This window comes from Bacillus sp. BS1807G30, from assembly GCF_040047675.1.
Classification (GTDB): domain Bacteria; phylum Bacillota; class Bacilli; order Bacillales; family Bacillaceae; genus Bacillus; species Bacillus altitudinis.
On sequence record NZ_CP157353.1, the window covers coordinates 3,420,821 to 3,440,402 of the forward strand.

Below are 19,582 nucleotides of genomic sequence, written 5' to 3' on the forward strand. Positions count from 1 at the left end.
ATAAATGGAAAAGCTGATTATAATAAGGGATAGAACAGTAACTGTTACACATCACATTGGAGGTTCAGCAACTATGTCTATGAATAAAGCACTCACCATCGCAGGTTCGGATTCAAGCGGCGGTGCAGGTATCCAAGCAGATTTAAAAACGTTTCAAGAAAAAAACGTCTACGGGATGACAGCTTTAACCGTTGTCGTTGCAATGGATCCTCATAACAACTGGGATCATCAAGTGTTTCCAATCGATACATCAACAATCCGCGCGCAGCTCTCAACGATCGTGGAAGGCATCGGTGTAGATGCGTTAAAAACAGGTATGCTGCCAACAGTTGACGTCATTGAACTCGCAGCTGAAACGATCAAAACATATGAGCTGAAAAATGTCGTCATTGATCCTGTTATGGTATGTAAAGGTGCGAACGAAGTCCTTTACCCAGAGCACGCTGAAGCATTGCGCGAAAAGCTCACGCCACTGGCAACAGTTATCACACCTAACCTTTTCGAAGCAGGTCAATTAAGCGGCATTGGCGAGATCAAAACTTTGGAACAAATGGAAGAAGCCGCAAAACGCATCCATGAACTTGGTGCAAAGTATGTGGTCATCACTGGCGGCGGTAAGCTAAGCCCTGATAAAGCGATTGATTTGCTTTATGATGGACAAACCTTCGAACGCCTTGAAACAGATAAGATCGACACAGAATACACACACGGTGCAGGCTGCACATTCTCAGCCGCAGTCACAGCTGAACTAGCAAACGGCTCAGACGTGAAAGAAGCCATTTATGCAGCAAAAGAATTCATCACAGCTGCCATTAAAGGCTCTTTCCAACTAAACGAATACATCGGACCAACGAAACATTCCGCACATCGTTTGGACAAATAAAACACTAAAAACCGATCCGCCGCTTGGGTGAATCGGTTTTTTTGTTTATCGTAAGCTGAGTCTCTGTGCAAATAACCAATCTGTTAAGCCTGGCGTCTCATAAGCAGGCGTCCATGATGCATGATCATACCCATACTTGCTTGCATACTCGGTATAAATCGGTCTTCCACCAGCTTTTTGAATCGCTTGAATTGTATTTCTCGCATAACTGATAGGAATAATGGAATCATCCTCTGCATGAAATGCCCATATTGGCTTGTGCGCTAAAATTCTTGCCTTGCTTGGATCTGCACCCCCCGCAATAGGAATCATCGCTGCAAACAAACGAGGATATGTGATGTTCAACTGATACGAGCCAAATCCGCCTTGAGATAAACCAGTCGCATAAATCCTTTTCTGATCAATCTTATAAGAAGTTAACACATGCTGAAGCACTTCATACGCTTTGTGTAAATCTGGTGAAAATTGAAACACATTTGTCAGGTCGATCTCATTTTGCGCGTTTCTTGTTAAAGCAAAACCCCCATCCACAGCATTTCGAGCCTGAGGTGCTAGTACGTATGCAGGATGTTTCTTTTGAACTTCAGGAGAAGCCCATAAAACTGCACCATCATTTGCAAGTAACTGCTTTTGATTATCGGTCCCCCGCTCCCCTCCTCCATGTAAGAACAGGACGAGAGGATAAGCTTTACCCCTCTTATGATTTTTCGGAATGTATAACCGATAAGGCATTCCTTGATATTCAAAAGATAAAAAAGATGAGGCAATGTCCTCTCGTGTGACAAAACGATAGTTGTACGTAGACGTAGCAAGGCGATGCTTATTTTTGTAAACGCTTACTTTTAAAGTCGTATCGGTATCAATTTGAATAGGCTTTTTATATCGCTGACTTTGAGTTGTCGGCTGGCTGCCATCTGTTGTGTAATAAAGAGAAGCTTTTGGCACCTGGGAATGGAGTGCCACCTCTTGCGAGCGATAATATTGACCAGATGGTACGGAGGCAGTAGGTGTAAAAAATGATGTGTGTTGCGTTCGGGCAGATGAAACGGAAGGATGAAGAAAACTCATAGAAAATAGCACAATGATAAAGGTGATCAGACATTTCTTGGTTGCATGGTTCATATCGTTCCTCCTGTATATGCTCAGATGAATTTTTATTTATTTTGTACCATGACAAAAGGAATGTCAACGCTTTCATTTAAATTTCTGAATGATCTGACTAAAATAAAAAAATTCACAAGTAGATATAAAAAAGACCTGACTGAGTTTCAGCCAGATTCATGAAGGGGTCAATCTAATTCTATCAATACACAAAGTATAAAGTTACCCAACTATCTATCGTTGCTAAATCAAATAGTTTCACCGATTTTGTTAAGCGTAAGTCTTACATAATCTGTTGTAATAGCCTGCCCACTAGTATTCGTTAATCGAATTGTCTGTCCTGCAAAAATTGCACCTGTAAAACCGATAGCTGTTACTTCTTGACCAGCTGTGGTTCCCCTAACTCTACCACCAGCGATTGATGTAATACCATCGATTACTACATCAATTCCAAGAGGACCAGCTTGCCCAGCGACAGCAGAAACAATTGCATTTATATCATAATTACCACTTTGTTGTATGGTAAAAGTATCTGGTGCAGTAAAAGTTACATTATTCAAGAATTGAGTCCCTACTAGTGAGAAATTACCATCATTAGCAACAGTTTGAGTATCAGTATTAACAGTAGAAGCAGCGGCAGTTACTAATAGTATTGTAACTCCTGTGGCTCCTGTGGCACCCGTATCTCCTGTGGCGCCGGTCGCTCCGGTAGTACCTGTATCTCCTGTAGCACCGGTTGCTCCTGTTCCTGTTGCTCCCGTGGCACCCGTATCTCCTGTGGCTCCCGTGGCTCCTGTAACACCCGTATCTCCTGTGGCGCCGGTCGCTCCGGTAGTACCTGTATCTCCTGTAGCACCGGTTGCTCCTGTTCCTGTTGCTCCTGTAGCACCGGTCGCTCCTGTTCCTGTTGCTCCAGTTGCGCCCGTATCTCCTGTGGCCCCTGTTGCTCCAGTTGCGCCCGTATCTCCTGTGGCTCCTGTCGCTCCGATTGCGCCTGTATCTCCTGTAGCACCGGTCGCTCCTGTTCCTGTTGCTCCAGTTGCGCCCGTATCTCCTGTGGCTCCTGTCGCTCCGGTTGCTCCTGTATCTCCTGTAGCACCGGTCGCTCCTGTTCCTGTTGCTCCAGTTGCGCCCGTATCTCCTGTGGCTCCTGTCGCTCCGGTTGCTCCTGTATCTCCTGTAGCGCCGGTCGCTCCTGTTCCTGTTGCTCCTGTGGCACCCGTATCTCCTGTGGCTCCTGTCGCTCCGGTAGCACCTGCATCTCCTGTAGCACCAGTCGCTCCTGTTCCTGTTGCTCCCGTGGCACCCGTATCTCCTGTGGCGCCGGTCGCTCCGGTAGTACCTGTATCTCCTGTAGCACCGGTTGCTCCTGTTCCTGTTGCTCCCGTGACACCCGTGGCGCCCGTATCTCCCGCAGCTGCTAACAATGTATAATCTGGAGACGTACCTGGCGTACCTGTTGGTGAAGCTGTATTCGCCACATACGTACTTCCATCAAATGTCACCACTTGACCTTCTGGATAGGTTGGGGCATCCGCTGGATCAAATGCTACGATACCAGTTAAGCCTACACCGGTCGCTCCTGTTGTACCTGTTGGACCTGCTGCACCCGCTGGGCCTGCTGCACCCGCTGGACCTCTCCTACCTGTCCGACCTTGAATAACACACACACACGGATCCTTTCCACAACATGGGTTTTTCCTTACTCTCTTACAGGTATCACACTCCCAACCGTAATCTTCATGCGAGTCATACCAACTTCCTCTTTTATTAGATGGACATGATTTTCTACAATGTCTACATCTTTTCATAAGATCACCTCAAGATCATACTATTAAGTAATATGATTTTGGTTCTGATCAATTAACCGCAAATACGTGATGTCCGTGACTAGTTTTTCAAGAGGGCAATCAGACTGAAAATTCCGATCCAGTATATTACCAGCCACTGCATAGGGCTGCCCATTCTTCTTACGGCTTTTCATTTTAACCCAGCATTGCCACTGGTTTTTCTGCATGATACGTTGAACAGTTTTATGGTTAATACGCATTCCCATTTTTAGTATGGCTGTGATTTTCCGATAACCATATCGATATTCGTGCTTTCGGCACAACGTGCCGACCTGTTTCTCTAGTTGTCTTTTAGAATGATTCTGAGTCAGATTCTTTTTCCATCTATCATACGAAGTGCGCGAGATGCCTAAATGGAAACAGATGTCCTGTACCGTCATCGTTTTGCACAATTCATCTACCAGTTTGATTGACGTTTCCTTATCAACTTCCTTTCCAATTCGTTGTACTTTTTTAAAACTTCATTCTGTTGACTCAAATAGCGATTTTCTGCCCGCAGTCTCTCTAATTCGGAAGAGTACTCGGGGCCCTTTCCATACATAGGAATATTGTTTTCCAACAGGTTGTTCGAACCGGTGTGTATCCCCAGCTTTATGCCATCTCACCCATGTCTGAACCTGCGTCTTATTCTTGATATTCAATTCCTGCATGATCTCTTTCATAGGTACGCCTGCCAATCTCATTTCCACAGCCTTCTTTTTGACTTCAACCGGATAACTCACTCTTGTCCCCATAGAAAAAACACCTCCATGTTTTATTTCGGATCACAACGATCTGTTTTCAAACTTGAAGGTGTTTTTTATTTGTCTCATCTTATGGGGTCAGTCCCGCACCCAGGTACACTCTTTCACCATACTTTTTTACCTACTTTTGCTGATCAGATTCTTTCGCCATTTTTCGAATAAAGGCTTCAATAGATTCAACAAATAAGGCATATTCTTTCATTTGTTTATACGTATCTGACAGCTTCTCTTTTAATTCTTCCTGCTCTAGAGAAGGTTCACCGAGAATAGATTGGACTTGAATCAGCAATTCTTTATATTCTTCACGTTTATCTTCAACATGATCTGCCATTGTCTCCAAGCGTTTTCTAGTCGTCGGCTGCTGTTTTGAATTCAAGTAAACAACCCCTTTTTGTCCTACCGCATTTGGATAAACGTCAGCCTCAGCTGTATATATTTTAAAATGATACCATAATTGAACCTGTTATCATATATGTAAAACGTCATCAAACCGCTTTAGGCTAACCTTGTATATACATGATATAGGCTTTAAGATACAGGCTGATCTCACTAGAAAAAAGCAGATCATTGATCTGCTCAGATTGTAGAGAAAGCCATGTTTTTCTACAATTTTTTGCGTAAGTATGATGAAGTGCTTTAATGAAAAAACTCTCCCATAAACCGAACATTTTTTGACAAGCAACATTTATTTTTTGCAAAAATGAACGACAGTTCCGATTGAGTTTATCCTCTTTCTTTCTATTGACAACTGTAAGACTAAGTATAATCATATGAAAATGGTTGATGTGATAAATGTGATCAGCTATCTTATAACTTCCATGCTTGTCATTTCCCAATCTTTATCAGATTTTAGTGATATCTCTTTAGATTCCTTGCTTTCAATATTATATTCAATAATTCTGCCAATAGTCCCATTCTTATCCCTGTCAGACATCTTTACCAATGCAAAAACCTTGTCATCTAAAATCTTAACATCTTCTAAATGCTCGTTATCTGATTTTAAATTAAGTGGAAGCTTTTCAGAAGATATCTCTTTGAGGTCTTTGTTGAATGTCTTGACTTCTCCTTCATAGGAGGCTATCGTGACTCTATCCTTGTCTACATTAGTCTTGTAGATAGTGAAGCCTTCATCCATGACAATCTTTCTTTTCGTATCTAGAGTTTTCTTGTCGAGTATAACCAACATAGAATTTTGCTTACTGTCAACGGCATCATTTACGGCAACCAACAATTCTTTATTGTTTAATGACTTCAAAGATTCATTGTTGTCAGGGAAGAAGACCGAGTCCATGTCTATCTCTTTTCGTTTTTCTTTATGATTTTTTGGGTCTATGGAAGACGCTATAACACTATCGTTATTATTATTAATAACGGCATATATTTTCCCATCTTCAAATACTGCCGAAGTCAACGACCCTTCAAGTTCAATCTGTTTCTTATCATCGCCATCTTCTTTCCAGTAGACTAATTCTCCTACTAAGCCATCCTCTGTAAAACCAACGTTAATGTCGTGTAAAACATACCCATTAGAGTAGTTAATAAAGAATGCACCCTCGTCATCTGTAGATTTTGAAAGTGATTTTGTACTCAAAGCCTTTACCTTTCCAGTCTTCTTATTTAAAGACACATGATAGTTAGACCTGTTGGATGAAAAGTAGATATTATGATTGCTCTGAGTAGATGAGGTAAATCCCACGCAGTCTTTCATTATTATACTCGACAATTTCTTTCCTTCATCGTTGTAGTTAACCATCTCGCATCCTCTGTCCATTGCTTGCGAATATATGATAGCAAATTTACTATCTTTCATATGGCTCAATTCTCCCTTAGGAGAGTCCCCCGCAGCCTCCTCTTTTTTTGAACATGCTGAACAAACAAGTGCTATGGCGCAAGCAAATAAAAATAACTTAAAGTATTTCATTCAATCATCTCCTTTCGATTTTAAACAAGCAAAGCAATCGGGGAAATCCCCGACTGCTTATTAACTTACTTTTTATGATAAAAGACCTTCGTGTTGTTAGAGTTTACTAATTCCATTGGCGACACGATTAAATCGTTTTTATAATGGTCAATATCGTGACCTTGATTTTTCCAGGCTCTCCAAGCTAATTGAGAGCAATAGAATTTTTTTGTAGTTTTCTTGTCAAACCAGTTCAGATTGTATGGCTTCTTTTGATTAGCTTGTTTTTCAGCATACTTAGCTGCATTTACATATTTGGTATTATTAGACTTCTTTACCCACAGCCCATATACCTTCTTTCTTTTTCCCCAAGTATTATTATAGAATCTAACTCCATGCTGTTTAATTGGACTCCAACTTTTGTGCCAAGACTCTACGGTATTTGTCTTAGTTCTCGACACAACAGCAGCATGTCCAAAGCCAAACGCCGAACTACCTGAATTCAAGTCGTAGCTAACCAATACATCGCCTTTAGTCCCTAATGCAGTAGCATTTGTATTCATCTTTTCTTTTTCTTCATTGTACTTAGGTAGATACTCGTCAATCACATCATCTTTGATATATTGTTCGATATCTTTCTGCGACTCTTCGAATATCTCTTCTGCTTTTGCTTCCGTAGAGACAGAATCATATTCCTTTTTGCTCATCTCTTGAAGTTCTTTAATCTGTTCAGAGGTCATTCCCTCTGCCTTCATTTCTTCTATTTCTTCTTTGACTCTTTCATCGTTCATAGAAGGAAATACATCTTTCGCTTGCGCATTTCCCTCCAATCCAAATCCAGTGAATAATACAGATGCCGACAACAAGGATGTGACAATAACATTATGTTTTTTCATATTACTACCTCCAATTACTTTTTAGCGTGGTCCACATTTACCATATTATTAGTTAATATGGATTATGTAAACATAAATAGAATTTTAAGGATATTTTAATATGTAATGAATTGACATGTTAATTTTGAGAGAATTTTTAAATTAAAAAAGAGACTATAATAGTCTCTTCTTCACACAGGTACATTTTCTTATTGTCTACTCGATCCAACATCTTGATAACTCTCTCGTAATGACAACCTGTTTCCTCTAATTCTCTCTTGAAACATCAATGTCTAGGAGTGGCTTTTTTTCTTTAGAATTAACCAAGGCGTAGCAGACGTAGACATTTTCTCTACTTGTTTAGCAGATCAATGATCTGCTTCTTTTTGCAAATGCCACGTCTTCAATTTAAGCTTCGTTTCATTTCTACCACTGATGGAGATTGATTTATTTCCCGGGGAAGGAAAGTAACGTGCAGTAAATACTTCCCGGCCTCCGTTGACAAAAATCTCAATCGATGATGCATCAATAAAGATATGCAAATCCTGTAATTCCTCAATTTCTACTTCACGAACTTCCTTTGTTCGATCTTCAAATCGATCTCGCTCTAACGTTAGTTTGCCTTCATCTTTATCATAAATGATACGAGCAGCAGCACGGATACAGCATTCAAATCCTTTTTGTGTTTCAATTTGATCAATGAATACCTCTGCGCTCGTCAAATCTTCAACAGGAATGGAGTGAACAGATCGTTTAACGTGAAAAACATGCTCCTGCTCATTTGTCCGCATAGATCGAAGTTCACTTACCGGCTGTTGAATAAGACGTCCTTCATCATCTAAACGAAGCTCTCTCGGAATCGTCAAGCAATGGATCCATTGATAAGAGATGGTTGGATGATGCTCTTCCCCTTGATCTGGTACACCCATCCATCCCATTAAAATGCGTCTGCCCGATTCATCTTGGAAAGTCTGCTGTGCATAAAAGTCAAAGCCACGATCCAGCTCCTCAAACGCTCCATGCGTATATTGGTAGGTACGATCATCCAATGTACCAACAAAATAACCAGATTGATGTGTATTGTTGTATTTGAATCCATCAGGCTTCAGCCCCTGTGGTGACACGATCAATACATCCTGACCGTCTAATTCAAACAGATCTGGACATTCCCACATGTATCCGAAATGATCTAATCCATTCTTTCCACTGCCTGCAATAATGCCTTGAAACGTCCAATTGTCTAATGTATCAGATGTGAATAAGACAAGATGTCCTTTGAGATCTTCACTTTGTGCTCCAAGGACCATGTACCACTTTCCATTCCGCTTCCACACCTTCGGGTCACGAAAATGTGCAGTAAATCCTGCTGGCAAAGTCGCCACGACACCTTTTTTCTCAAAATGAACCCCATCCTCTGACACAGCTAAACATTGATATGTCTCACGATTTCCTTGCTCATCACGGACATTTCCGGTATACATCACATACATACGACCATCGTCAATGACTGCACTGCCAGAATAACAGCCATTTTGATCAAACCAATCACTTGGCGTGAGGGCAGCCTCTTCATGCTGCCAATTCACTAGATCGGTTGATGTGTAGTGACCCCAGAATTTTGCACCATGTCCTGTTTTAAATGGCTGCCACTGATAAAACACATGATAGACTCCCTTCCACTGAATCAATCCATTCGGGTCATTTAAAAGACCAACTGGGGGCATTAAATGGAAGTTCTGACGGTACACATCTTTTTTCACCAAATGCTCATAGTTTCGAATACGATCTGTTACCTTTTGACGAAGTGCTGCGTCCGTTATTGTCATCACTGGTGACCACTCCTTGATTATTTTTCGACTTCTTTGACTTTAAAGATGATGGTAAGAATAAATGAAACAGCAACAGCTATTAACATACCAATAACATAATTTACCACATTTTGTAAACCGAATGGGGCTGCAATGGCAATCATCGGAATCCCTGTTAAACCATAAGCGTTGGCGGCTACCTTCGTGAAGACGACAAACGCCCCGCCTAATGCACCTCCGATCATTGCAGCAATAAATGGCTTACGATAACGAAGATTCACACCAAATATGACCGGCTCTGTAATACCTAAGAAAGCAGAAAATGCTGCTGGTAAAGCAATTTCTTTCGTTTTTGCTCGCTTTGCTAAGAAAAAGACCGCCAGCCCTGCTCCGCCTTGAGCGACGTTGGACATGGCCCAGATCGGCAGCAAATAATTCCGTCCAATATCATTCAGAAGTCCTGCCTCAATCGCATGGAAGCTATGATGAACACCTGTCAGTACAATTAAAGAATAAGCTCCTCCGAAAATCAGTCCAGCTAAGAATCCTGCATGGTCATAAACATAAGTGAGTGCATTTGAGATTCCTGTACCGAGCATTCTTCCTAGCGGTCCTACAGCAATAAACGTCACAAATCCAGTCACAATCACCGTCACAAACGGTGTCACAAGTAAATCAATACTGTTCGGCACAACTTTTCTTAAATTCTTTTCAATCACGCACATGATATACACAGTCAATAACACGGGAATGACCGTTCCTTGGTAACCAAGAAGAGCAATATCAAAGTTGAATAGATGCATATATTCTGGTTTTGCGTCTGTCAGTCCCCATGGATTCAGCAAGCTCGGGTGAATCATAATGCCCCCAATGACGGCTCCTAAATATGGATTTCCACCAAACTCTTTGGCTGCACTAACCCCAATTAAAATCGGTAAAATGATAAAGGCAGCACTTGAGAACATATCTAGCATTTGGAAGATGGCAGAGCTTGGATCAGCCCATTTGAAGGCTTTCATCATGCCTAATAGGCCCATTAATAAACCGCTTGCTACAATCGCTGGAATGATTGGTACAAAAATATTCGATAGCGTCTTGGCAAAACGTGCAAGTGGATTCATTTTTTGCTTCACGGCTTCATCATGGCTGGCAGGTTTTTGATTCTCGTCGTCTGCCTCAAGACCCGTCTCACGAGCAAAAGGCTCATATACTTTGTTGACAGAACCTGTTCCAAATATGATCTGGAATTGACCCGAGCTTGAGAAGGCACCCTTCACACCCTCAAGTTCTTCAATGGCATCTTTGTCAATCAACGCCTCATCTTTCATCACCAATCGGAGTCGTGTGGCACAATGTGTTGCGCTAATGACATTTTCTTTGCCGCCTAATAATGTTGTTAATTCTTTGGCTGTTTTTTGATAATCCATGTTGTCTCCCCCTTTTTTTAAAACAAAAAAGACCTAAAATTCACCAACGATGAAAGGACATACACGTCCCCTCGTTACGCAAATTTTAGGTCTTGCCTGCCTGACAGTCACAATCCCACGATATTGGTTTTTGATTACGCTTTCATCATAGTATAAGAGCGTGACCTGCGTCAACCTATTTTTTCGAATCAAATGACCCATATACACTAATTAGAGTAGTGTGCATAAAAAAAAGCCTGCGGACAGGCACAACCTTTACACCAATTCGGCATCCTGCAGACGCTGGACATGCAGCGTGATGTAGCCGATCTCCGATTTAGGGAGATGAAGTCCATATTCTTTTTTCAACAAATCAGCCAGTCCAAGTGCACACCGGTAAGCCGAGTCATACTTTGTTTGGATAAAAGTCAGCATGTCATCGTCCATGATTTGAAATGCTTCATTCGATTCCAACCTGCCTAATGCATACCTCAAATGTGTCACAAGCCGCTGATATGAAATACTATCCTCATCAATCGAGCGCTCAAAAACGCTTTCGATATGCTCGATCATTTCTTTGATCATCGTTGTGTATTTGACCGTCTTCTTCATGGACTCCGTATTCATTTTGGCCGTATGAATATGAAGTGCCACATACCCTGCCTCATCGTCCGGCAGGTCAACCCCAAGCCGCTCCTTTACATAACGAATGGCATATTTTCCAATATCATATTCCTGCTTATATAAGACTTTGATCTCACCAAGCAATTTATTATATAAGACAATGCCTTTTTGAACGCGTTCAATGGCAAAGGATAAATGATCTGTCAGTGAAATGTGGATATGATCACTGAGCGGCATCATGAGTTCACCCTCTGCATAACTAATAATATGCTCTGCCACCTCAATATGCGCTTCTGGCAATGTCGCAAGAATTTGTTTGAATTTCTCATTTTCTTCACGCACAACAAAAATCTTCTCTATTTTTTGAACGGGAACGACGTCATTTTTCCCCTTCTGAAAAGCAATTCCGGGCCCCATCACAATTTTCTCCTGATCACCCTCCTTTACAACCACTGCATTGTTATTCAATATTTTATATATCTTCAAGGGGCATCCTCTCCCACAGATAACGTGTCTTATGTGGGATTTTACCCTGTTTCAACTTTTCTGTAAAGATAAGAACGGACCGGCACGAGCCTCTCTCGTTGTCTTTTCATAAAGCATCATCAGACTTTCTTGAAACGGCTTTTCTATCCTGCGCTTCTTCTTCTTTTCATCTGCCAGTTTCTCTAGCTTTCTCTCATTCACCACAAGAAAGAATCCTCCATCCACTGCTGTCACTTTCACCCCTTGCTTCTTCAGCAGCTCACCAGGATTCACAAGCACATTCATCACAAAACCAAACCATACACTCAACCAGTTCTTCCATTTCTTCACTGAACATCCCTCCGATTTACTTAGAATCTAGCAGTTCTAGCAAATTAACTGTTCCTATCATATCCCGAGAAAATAGAGAGGTTTGTCACAATCTGGGTGAAAAAACGAACTAGTTTTCAGAAGTTTTGTTGAAAAGTGCAGAAGATGATCATGTTCCACAATGTTTCTATGAAAATTTTATACACACACTATCCCAAAGATAAGCACACCTTATCAACAGGGTTTATCCACATATCAACATCCTCTTACTAGATTTTGTGTATGAGATTTTTTTATTTTCCATATATATATCTGAATAATCGAGTTATCAACAGATTATTGTGCATAAGTGTGACTTTATAAACAAAATAGTTCTTTATGACTATGTAAAATAAGACCATTTTAGTAAAGGAATTGGTTTCATCGTATGGAATACTTAATAACGGGCAGTGAATCTTTCCTATTTATCCACAAAAAGAAAGGCTATCTCCCTAAATACACAGCTAGAAAGGGGAAAATTAATTGAAAAAAGTAATCTCTCGTTCTTCTGTTCTATTGTTCTCCACTATTTTTACCTTATCCACATTCTTTTCAGGTCAGGCTGCTGCCGCTCCATCGAACAAACAGGTGGAACTGGAAAAAGCAGAAATCTTCGGCGAAATCAATGTTAAGTCTAGAAAACACACCACTGTCATTGTTGAATTAAAGGAAAAATCCTTAGTTGAAGCCAAGCAAGAAGGCGAAGCACAAACAAAGGCCTCCCTCAAAAAATCTCGAACGAAAGTAAAGAATGCAGCACTCAAAAAGCTAGATAAAGCGAGTGTTCATCAAGAATATGAAAAAGTCTTCTCTGGTTTCTCTATGAAACTTCCTGCAAACGAAATCCCGAAACTACTCGCAGTTGACGGAGTAAAAGCCGTTTATCCGGATGTTACATATCAAACAGATGAAGTGAAAAAGAAAAGCGTCCAGCTTCCAAATGAGGATGTCTCTCCACTCATGGATAAAAGCGCCCCATTTATCGGTGCACCAAAAGCTTGGGATGCCGGCTACTCTGGAAAAGGAGTAAAAGTCGCTGTCATTGATACTGGAGTAGATTATACCCACCCTGATTTAAAAGGAAACTTCGGATTATACAAAGGCTATGACTTTGTTGATAATGACTATTCTCCACAAGAAACACCAAAAGGAGATCCTAGAGGCGAATCGACAGATCATGGTACACACGTCGCAGGAACAATTGCGGCAAATGGACAAATTAAAGGTGTCGCAAAAGATGCTACCCTTCTCGCCTACCGTGTCCTTGGACCAGGCGGATCAGGAACAACTGAAAATGTCCTAGCAGGCATCGACCGGGCTGTCACTGACGGAGCCGATGTCATGAACCTCTCTCTTGGAAACAGTGTGAATAACCCTGATTATGCAACAAGCATCGCACTGGATTGGGCCATGTCTGAAGGGGTTGTCGCTGTGACATCAAATGGAAACAGCGGGCCAAACAGCTGGACCGTTGGATCTCCTGGGACATCAAGAGATGCTATTTCTGTCGGAGCCACTCAGCTTCCGTACAGTCTATACAACGTGAAATTCCCGAACTATTCAACGGCAAAAGTGATGGGCTACTATCAAGAAAATGATTTAAAAGCACTTGACCAAAAACAAGTCACACTCGTCCAAGCAGGCATCGGTGACGAAAAAGCTTTTGAAAACATCGATGTCAAAGGAAAGGTGGCAGTGATTGAACGTGGAGCCATTGCCTTTGTTGATAAAGTGGACAATGCGAAAGCTGCTGGTGCGATCGGCGTTGTCATGTACAACAATACCGATGGAGAAATCCCTGTGGATGTACCAGGTCTGGCCCTTCCGACGATTAAGCTGTCAAAAGCAGAAGGAACAGCGCTTGTTAAAGCCATTGAGGCTGGTAACAATACAACGACTTTCTCGATTCAATTTGTGAAAGAGTTAAGTGAACAAGTCGCTGACTTCTCATCTCGCGGACCTGTTGTCGATACGTGGATGATCAAACCAGATCTTTCAGCACCTGGCGTGAGTATTGTCAGCACCATTCCGACACACGATCCTTCTCAGCCATACGGCTATGGATCGAAGCAAGGAACAAGCATGGCATCTCCTCATGTAGCCGGAGTAGCAGCGATTATTAAACAAGCAAAACCATCGTATTCTACAGAGCAAATTAAAGCGCTGATGATGAATACAGCAGAAACATTGTATGACCCAAATGGCAGCCCGTTCCCTCACAATACGCAGGGCACAGGCAGCGTTCGAATCATCGAATCACTTCAAGCGTCTTCTATTGTGTCTGATGCAAGCTATTCGTACGGCACTTTCTTAAAAGAAAAGGGCGTTCAAATCAAAACGAAGAAGTTCAAGGTAGAAAACCTGTCAAAAGCACCGAAAACCTATACCATTGATTACAAGTTCGATGGCAACGGCATTAGCACAAACGGCACGAAAAAAATCACAGTAAAAGGGAATTCCACAGGGTCCTTTACTTCCGCAGTACAAGTGAATTATGGAAAAACGAAAAAAGGAACGTACCAAGGCAGTATCACCATTCGCGAAAATGGCAGAAAGGTCACTGAAATCCCTACTTTATTGATTGTAAAAGAGCCTGATTACCCGCGCGTCACTTCGGTTTCCGTAGAGCCGGATAACCGTGCTGGAAGCTATGTCATTAGCAGCTATCTCCCAGGCGGTGCTGAAAATCTTGCATTCCTCGTCTACTCGACAGATGGAGAGTATTTAGGTGAAGCAGGAGTTTATCAACATGTTGATAAAGGAGAGCATCGTGTGAAATGGAATGGCACGATCAATAAAGGACAGAAGTTAGAAGCAGGTGAGTATACAATGCTTGCGTATGCAAGCCTGAAAGGCAAATCAGATACGGTTCAAACGAAAGAACCATTCGATATTTATCCTGAATAAATAAGAATCACATAAAAAGCCTTGTATGAGCCCATCAGCTCAACAAGGCTTTTCTATCATGTATGGAGGAAAGAGAAATTCATGTTGATATTACTATGGATCGTTTCTTTTATGACAGCTTTTTTTCTCACGATCACCTTGGTTTATTTTTTTATCTTTTTACATGCAAAACAGCCTCGTCCTTTTCATCAAGCATGTGAACTGACTGTCTATACCACCTGCATTTATCCGCTTAGCTTGGCGGTGACAGCTGCCTTTATTCTCACCATGATGCTCCTCTATCCCTTTTATTGGCTGCGCAGACGGTAAATTTACATACGTTATGCGTCAAAAGCTTCTTTTAATAAACGATACGATGTGAGACGGTCTTGCATGTGATGTGTGATGGTCACAGCGATCACTTCATCTGTACGATACACCTTTGCGAGTGCTGTCAGCTGCTGCTTCACAGAAGATGGTGTTCCAACAACCATTCTCTGTCGATTGGCTGCTACTCGTTTTTGTTCATATGGACTGTAGGAATAGGCCTTTGCCTGTTCAAATGAAGGAAAGCTGCCAAGGGTCTGTCCTTGTTCGCTAGCTAATAATGATAAATCTAAGCTGACAGCCAATTTTTCTGCCTGTTCCTCTGTTTCTGCACATAAAACGAAGACCGCAAGACTGACACGCGGCTCATCACCAAATTCCGAAGGTTCAAATCGGCTGATATACTGCGACACAGAGTCTTCTCCGCCTTCTCCATTAATGAAAAGAGCAAACGTATAGCCTGCACCTGCTTTTGCGGCAAGCCGTGCACTTCCTCCAGAGGAACCTAACATCCATACCTCTGGGGCAGTTTCTACTTTCGGAGAAGCGCTCAGGTGAGGCAGCGGATAAAATTCATCGGCTAAATCATGTAAATACACCCTTAATTCTTCTACCTGCTCAGGGTATTGATCACCAAGTCGCTTCCGTTCTCCATGATGAAGGGCAATGGAGGAGATCGGCATACCTCCAGGAGCACGTCCAATGCCAAGATCGATTCTGCCCGGAGCCAAGGCTTCGAGCACTCTGAAGTTCTCTGCTACTTTATAGGCACTGTAGTGGGGAAGCATGACGCCGCCTGAGCCAATACGGATATGTGACGTCACAGCTGATAAATGACCGAGAAGCACCTCTGGACTCGATCCTGCGAGCCGGTTTGAAAAGTGATGCTCTGATACCCAAAATCGATGATAACCCCATTTCTCTACCTGCTTCGCCAGCTCGACTGTTTGCTTCAGCGCCTCAGCAGGCGTCGCATCTCCAATCAAAGGAGATTGATCCAGTATACTTAATTTCATGATGTCGCACCTCTTACAGAAATCCCCCTCTCTCACTCGAAAGGGGGATTTCCTGATTTATTTTCGATTAAAGCCCTTCTCTTTCACAAAATCTCCGAGGAAGGCACGTTTTGGCTGGCTAAAGCCTCGAAGCATTTGCTCAGACCATGTATCTTTTCTCTCACCGTTTGTTCGTTCTTCATAATATGATGAAATACGATCATCGTATTCTTTTAAATAACGATCCACATGAGCTTCGTCTTGCTGATATGTGTTTTCATGGTAGATCAGCTCAACGGGCAGCCGTTCCTTTTGAGATGATGGATTGGCAGGATGTCCTATGGCCAGGCCGAATAGCGGCAGCACATAGGAAGGCGTTTCAAGTAATTCGGATACTTCCTTCAGCTGATTACGCAGTCCGCCGATATAGCAGATGCCAAGTCCCATAGATTCTGCTGCGACACTGACATTTTGCGCAGCGAGCGCCGCATCAATCACACTGATAAGAAAGGCTTCAGTATTCTCAAGCGCTTCTTGATGGTTTTTCCCTGCTTTTTTTGCGATATAGTCGTGGCGTTTCAAGTCTGCACAAAAAACAAAAAAATGCCCATTCTTCTCAACGTATGGCTGATTTCCAGCCAGTTCAGCAAGCTTAGCCTTCTTAACCTGATCTGTTACACCAATGATACTATACGCCTGTACATAGCTTGATGTCGAAGCAGCCTGCGCACTTTTGATAAGTGTCAGCACTTCTTCGTCTGTCAGACGCTCATCTGTAAACGAACGGATGGACCGATGATTTAAGATGGTTTCTATCGTTTTATTCAATTCGAAGACCTCCTTCACTCCTACTATCATAAGTCAAATGAACATTGCTTTTCAAAAGTTAGAACTCACGCCAAAAAGGCAGCCTACGCTTAGACTGCCCTTTACCCGTTTTATTTAAATAAATAACTTTGATATTTCGTTAACTGAACACTTGCATTATAGGCGATACCAAATCCAATAAGAACTGATAAAACAGAGCTTCCCCCGAAGCTGATGAATAAGAGTGGTATCCCCGTTACAGGCATGACGCCTATGTTCATGCCAATGTTCTGGAATGTATGGATGACAATCAATGCTGTATATCCTACACAGAAAAATGACGCAAACCGGCTATAAGGATGGATACGGTCAATCAACACAACAAGCCTGTAAATCAGGAAGAAGAACATGATCACCACAAATGCGCAGCCGACAAAACCAAAGGCTTCCCCTATGATAGAGAAAATCATATCTGTCTGTGCTTCTGGAACATAAACTTTTAAGTTTTTAACACCGTTCCCGAATATTTGTCCTGCCCCAATTGCCATAATGGCCTGCTCGACTTGATATTTATCAGATCCAGATGCATCCTGTGTCTGGGCTTGGTTGGCTGTCGAAGAACTATCAGGCAGCCAAGCGGTAATCCGGTTGATCTGATACTGCTGAATCCCGATCTTTTGTGCGAAATCAGGGAATAGAATAATCACGGCTAACACAGCGGCAACTAAGAGCACAACCACTGAACCGATGAGAGAGATCAATTTCCAGTTGACCCCTGATAAAAAGACCATGACAACGACAATAAACATACATACCGCAGCCGTACCTGCATCTTGCAAAAAGATGAGTCCGACTGGTACAGCAGCCACGCCGGCAATTTTTAATAGTAGGAAAATATCATCTTCTAATGTTCGTTTTCCTCTTGGGGTTGCCTTCCCAATGACAGAGGCGAGCATCATAATCAAACCAATTTTCATGAACTCTGAAGGCTGAAATGTTCCAATTCCAGGTAACACAAACCAACTTTTTGCACCATTTTTAATTGGAGCAAAATCATGACCTGCAATTTGTGCAGGAGCAATTTTCAAAAGAATTAAGAGCATAATGCCGCCTATAAAAATATATAAGCTCAACTTTTCTAATTGTTCCAGATCGAAGTAATTAATAGCCACAATACATATGACCCCGACCATGTAGTAAATGATCTGTCTGGTCCATGCATTAGATCCATATTGCCCAAACTGTCCCGCAGCATAAATAGCGATGACACTGATGGCAAAGAAGGCTAAAAATATAAAAATCAAATCTCCCTGATAGTAAGGAGATGTATTCTGCTTGTTCATGAACTAACCACCCTTATTACAAAACATAAAAGCCCTTATTTATATTAGATTGAAATTTTCACAAAAGCAACTCATCTTAAATATGACGGAAGTGACACCTGAAAGGTTCCATTCTATTTTCAAAAAATGAAATACTTTTCATCCTAACAATAGGAAAAAATTCCTTTCCACTCTATCATGACAACCGATCATAAGTCCTTTAAAAAGATTATTTTACAGATTTTAAGGGGAAAATTCAATGACTTATGTGGCGATATGAAAGGTGAACATCTTGCCAGCATAAGCTTAACTGAGGTATAAGAAAAAAAACAAATTCTGCGGAATAAGGCCCATTTTCCAATTATTGAGTTTACTTCAAAGTCAATTGTGGTATAATATTTGTAACAAAATGTTCACAATATCTCCTAAAAACAGACACAATTGCATCCTGACCTCTCATTTGAATTTGGACATCAACTTACAAAGGAGTTGGATACGATGGATATGTTCTTTGCGTACCTATGTATTGCAACAGCTACACCCCTGTTTTTATGGTTGGAAAACAGAAAGATTGCATTAGCATCTATTCCACCCATCATGATTATGTGGATTTTCTTCGGTCTTTACATGACAAGCAGTTTATCTCCAGCAGGACATACCTTCATGATCGCATTCTTTGCCATTAACGTGATTCTGGCTCACATTGCAGCTTTCCTCATCTATGGACTTCCATTCATTCGCAAAAGATTCAGCAGCAGATAGATTTCGCATCATCAATTGGAAGCGTTATCACAATCAGCATAAAAACCACTCACCTATGAAAGATGAGTGGTTTTTTATTATTTCTCTGAATGCTCAGACTGCTTTGGCGCAGATGGTGAATAACCGTCTTTGCTGTTCTCTCCATGGCTGTAGTGAGCCGCGAAGATCCAAACAGACCCGATGACGAAAATGATCGCACAGAACAGACCAAACAAAGTATTTCCGACTTGAACAGTCCCGTTCTCACTCTCTGTCATGTGCATGAACATGAACAGCTGCAAGAATGCTTGAATGAAGGCAAAACCAAAGATAATCCATAGTTTTGCGGAACTGCCAATTTCAGCTCCGATAGCAATCCAGAATGCTAAGATGGTTAGCACAATGGAGAGAATGAAGCCGACTACGTGTTTCCAAGGGAAGTGTTCGTGCTCTGCTGAGGAATGTGTTTTTCCAGCCATA

17 protein-coding genes and 1 pseudogene are annotated in these 19,582 nt (G+C 41.8%); 4 read left to right on the forward strand and 14 right to left on the reverse strand.

Annotation, left to right across the window (positions count from 1 at the left end; translation table 11 throughout):
* Positions 1-73: 73 nt before the first annotated feature.
* The gene (locus ABG082_RS17670; protein ID WP_060832744.1) at positions 74-883 is read left to right on the forward strand and encodes a bifunctional hydroxymethylpyrimidine kinase/phosphomethylpyrimidine kinase; all 810 of its coding nucleotides are present in this window, start codon (positions 74-76) and stop codon (positions 881-883) included.
* A 45-nt stretch (positions 884-928) separates the two neighbouring features.
* Here ABG082_RS17670 and ABG082_RS17675 read toward each other — a convergent pair whose 3' ends face one another.
* The 10 genes and pseudogenes from ABG082_RS17675 to ABG082_RS17720 all read right to left on the reverse strand — a co-directional run bounded on the left by ABG082_RS17675 (position 929) and on the right by ABG082_RS17720 (position 12,006).
* Complete coding sequence (locus ABG082_RS17675; protein WP_046344729.1) at positions 929-2,005, reverse strand: chitobiase/beta-hexosaminidase C-terminal domain-containing protein; 1,077 nt, start codon at positions 2,003-2,005, stop codon at positions 929-931.
* A gap of 227 nt (positions 2,006-2,232) precedes the next feature.
* Positions 2,233-3,795 carry a hypothetical protein gene (locus ABG082_RS17680; RefSeq protein ID WP_348936329.1) on the reverse strand — a complete coding sequence of 521 codons (1,563 nt, stop codon included), beginning with the start codon at positions 3,793-3,795 and terminating at the stop codon, positions 2,233-2,235.
* Between the two features lie 59 nt (positions 3,796-3,854).
* Positions 3,855-4,568: pseudogene (locus ABG082_RS17685) on the reverse strand (IS3 family transposase); the annotation flags it as partial.
* Between the two features lie 130 nt (positions 4,569-4,698).
* Complete coding sequence (locus tag ABG082_RS17690; protein WP_008359596.1) at positions 4,699-4,953, reverse strand: hypothetical protein; 255 nt, start codon at positions 4,951-4,953, stop codon at positions 4,699-4,701.
* Between the two features lie 426 nt (positions 4,954-5,379).
* Entirely contained in the window at positions 5,380-6,498 is a 1,119-nt protein-coding gene (locus ABG082_RS17695) for a hypothetical protein (RefSeq protein ID WP_008345471.1), read from the reverse strand.
* A 65-nt stretch (positions 6,499-6,563) separates the two neighbouring features.
* Positions 6,564-7,373 (reverse strand): hypothetical protein, encoded by an 810-nt coding sequence (locus tag ABG082_RS17700; RefSeq protein WP_008345472.1) that lies wholly within the window; start codon positions 7,371-7,373, stop codon positions 6,564-6,566.
* 347 nt (positions 7,374-7,720) lie between these two features.
* Entirely contained in the window at positions 7,721-9,178 is a 1,458-nt protein-coding gene (locus ABG082_RS17705; RefSeq protein ID WP_348936829.1) for a sucrose-6-phosphate hydrolase, read from the reverse strand.
* A 20-nt stretch (positions 9,179-9,198) separates the two neighbouring features.
* Positions 9,199-10,587, reverse strand: coding sequence for a sucrose-specific PTS transporter subunit IIBC (locus tag ABG082_RS17710; RefSeq protein ID WP_007497804.1), 1,389 nt, complete (start codon positions 10,585-10,587; stop codon positions 9,199-9,201).
* A gap of 255 nt (positions 10,588-10,842) precedes the next feature.
* Positions 10,843-11,676 (reverse strand): PRD domain-containing protein, encoded by an 834-nt coding sequence (locus ABG082_RS17715; protein WP_008345476.1) that lies wholly within the window; start codon positions 11,674-11,676, stop codon positions 10,843-10,845.
* Positions 11,677-11,727: 51 nt separating this feature from the next.
* Entirely contained in the window at positions 11,728-12,006 is a 279-nt protein-coding gene (locus ABG082_RS17720) for a hypothetical protein (protein ID WP_348936330.1), read from the reverse strand.
* Between the two features lie 501 nt (positions 12,007-12,507).
* Here ABG082_RS17720 and ABG082_RS17725 point away from each other — a divergent pair.
* Positions 12,508-14,931: a S8 family serine peptidase gene (locus tag ABG082_RS17725; RefSeq protein ID WP_048001147.1), complete on the forward strand. Its 2,424-nt coding sequence runs from the start codon at positions 12,508-12,510 to the stop codon at positions 14,929-14,931.
* A gap of 81 nt (positions 14,932-15,012) precedes the next feature.
* The gene (locus tag ABG082_RS17730) at positions 15,013-15,240 is read left to right on the forward strand and encodes a hypothetical protein (RefSeq protein WP_249669975.1); all 228 of its coding nucleotides are present in this window, start codon (positions 15,013-15,015) and stop codon (positions 15,238-15,240) included.
* Positions 15,241-15,251: 11 nt separating this feature from the next.
* On the opposite strand, the gene ABG082_RS17735 is transcribed toward ABG082_RS17730, so the two are convergent.
* The 3 genes from ABG082_RS17735 to ABG082_RS17745 form a co-directional block, all read right to left on the reverse strand.
* On the reverse strand, positions 15,252-16,256 hold the full coding sequence (locus tag ABG082_RS17735) for an LLM class flavin-dependent oxidoreductase (RefSeq protein WP_348936830.1): 1,005 nt from the start codon (positions 16,254-16,256) through the stop codon (positions 15,252-15,254).
* A gap of 54 nt (positions 16,257-16,310) precedes the next feature.
* Complete coding sequence (nfsA, locus tag ABG082_RS17740; protein WP_348936331.1) at positions 16,311-17,060, reverse strand: oxygen-insensitive NADPH nitroreductase; 750 nt, start codon at positions 17,058-17,060, stop codon at positions 16,311-16,313.
* Positions 17,061-17,170: 110 nt separating this feature from the next.
* Positions 17,171-18,382 (reverse strand): FtsW/RodA/SpoVE family cell cycle protein, encoded by a 1,212-nt coding sequence (locus ABG082_RS17745; RefSeq protein ID WP_008345489.1) that lies wholly within the window; start codon positions 18,380-18,382, stop codon positions 17,171-17,173.
* 477 nt (positions 18,383-18,859) lie between these two features.
* Here ABG082_RS17745 and ABG082_RS17750 point away from each other — a divergent pair, with 477 nt between their 5' ends.
* A complete protein-coding gene (locus ABG082_RS17750) occupies positions 18,860-19,123 on the forward strand; it encodes a spore morphogenesis/germination protein YwcE (RefSeq protein ID WP_008345491.1) in 264 nt (87 codons plus the stop codon).
* Between the two features lie 77 nt (positions 19,124-19,200).
* Here ABG082_RS17750 and qoxD read toward each other — a convergent pair whose 3' ends face one another.
* The gene (qoxD, locus tag ABG082_RS17755) at positions 19,201-19,581 is read right to left on the reverse strand and encodes a cytochrome aa3 quinol oxidase subunit IV (RefSeq protein WP_007497818.1); all 381 of its coding nucleotides are present in this window, start codon (positions 19,579-19,581) and stop codon (positions 19,201-19,203) included.
* Position 19,582 lies beyond the last annotated feature (1 nt).

Excerpts from the sequence above, each read along its gene's own strand:
- ABG082_RS17705 (WP_348936829.1), bottom strand. The coding sequence starts at position 9,178 with ATGACAATAACGGACGCAGCACTTCGTCAAAAGGTAACAGATCGTATT.
- ABG082_RS17750 (WP_008345491.1), top strand. The coding sequence starts at position 18,860 with ATGGATATGTTCTTTGCGTACCTATGTATTGCAACAGCTACACCCCTG.
- ABG082_RS17695 (WP_008345471.1), bottom strand. The coding sequence starts at position 6,498 with ATGAAATACTTTAAGTTATTTTTATTTGCTTGCGCCATAGCACTTGTT.
- ABG082_RS17670 (WP_060832744.1), top strand. The coding sequence starts at position 74 with ATGTCTATGAATAAAGCACTCACCATCGCAGGTTCGGATTCAAGCGGC.
- ABG082_RS17675 (WP_046344729.1), bottom strand. The coding sequence starts at position 2,005 with ATGAACCATGCAACCAAGAAATGTCTGATCACCTTTATCATTGTGCTA.
- ABG082_RS17730 (WP_249669975.1), top strand. The coding sequence starts at position 15,013 with ATGTTGATATTACTATGGATCGTTTCTTTTATGACAGCTTTTTTTCTC.
- ABG082_RS17745 (WP_008345489.1), bottom strand. The coding sequence starts at position 18,382 with ATGAACAAGCAGAATACATCTCCTTACTATCAGGGAGATTTGATTTTT.
- ABG082_RS17680 (WP_348936329.1), bottom strand. The coding sequence starts at position 3,795 with ATGAAAAGATGTAGACATTGTAGAAAATCATGTCCATCTAATAAAAGA.
- ABG082_RS17700 (WP_008345472.1), bottom strand. The coding sequence starts at position 7,373 with ATGAAAAAACATAATGTTATTGTCACATCCTTGTTGTCGGCATCTGTA.
- ABG082_RS17710 (WP_007497804.1), bottom strand. The coding sequence starts at position 10,587 with ATGGATTATCAAAAAACAGCCAAAGAATTAACAACATTATTAGGCGGC.
- qoxD (WP_007497818.1), bottom strand. The coding sequence starts at position 19,581 with ATGGCTGGAAAAACACATTCCTCAGCAGAGCACGAACACTTCCCTTGG.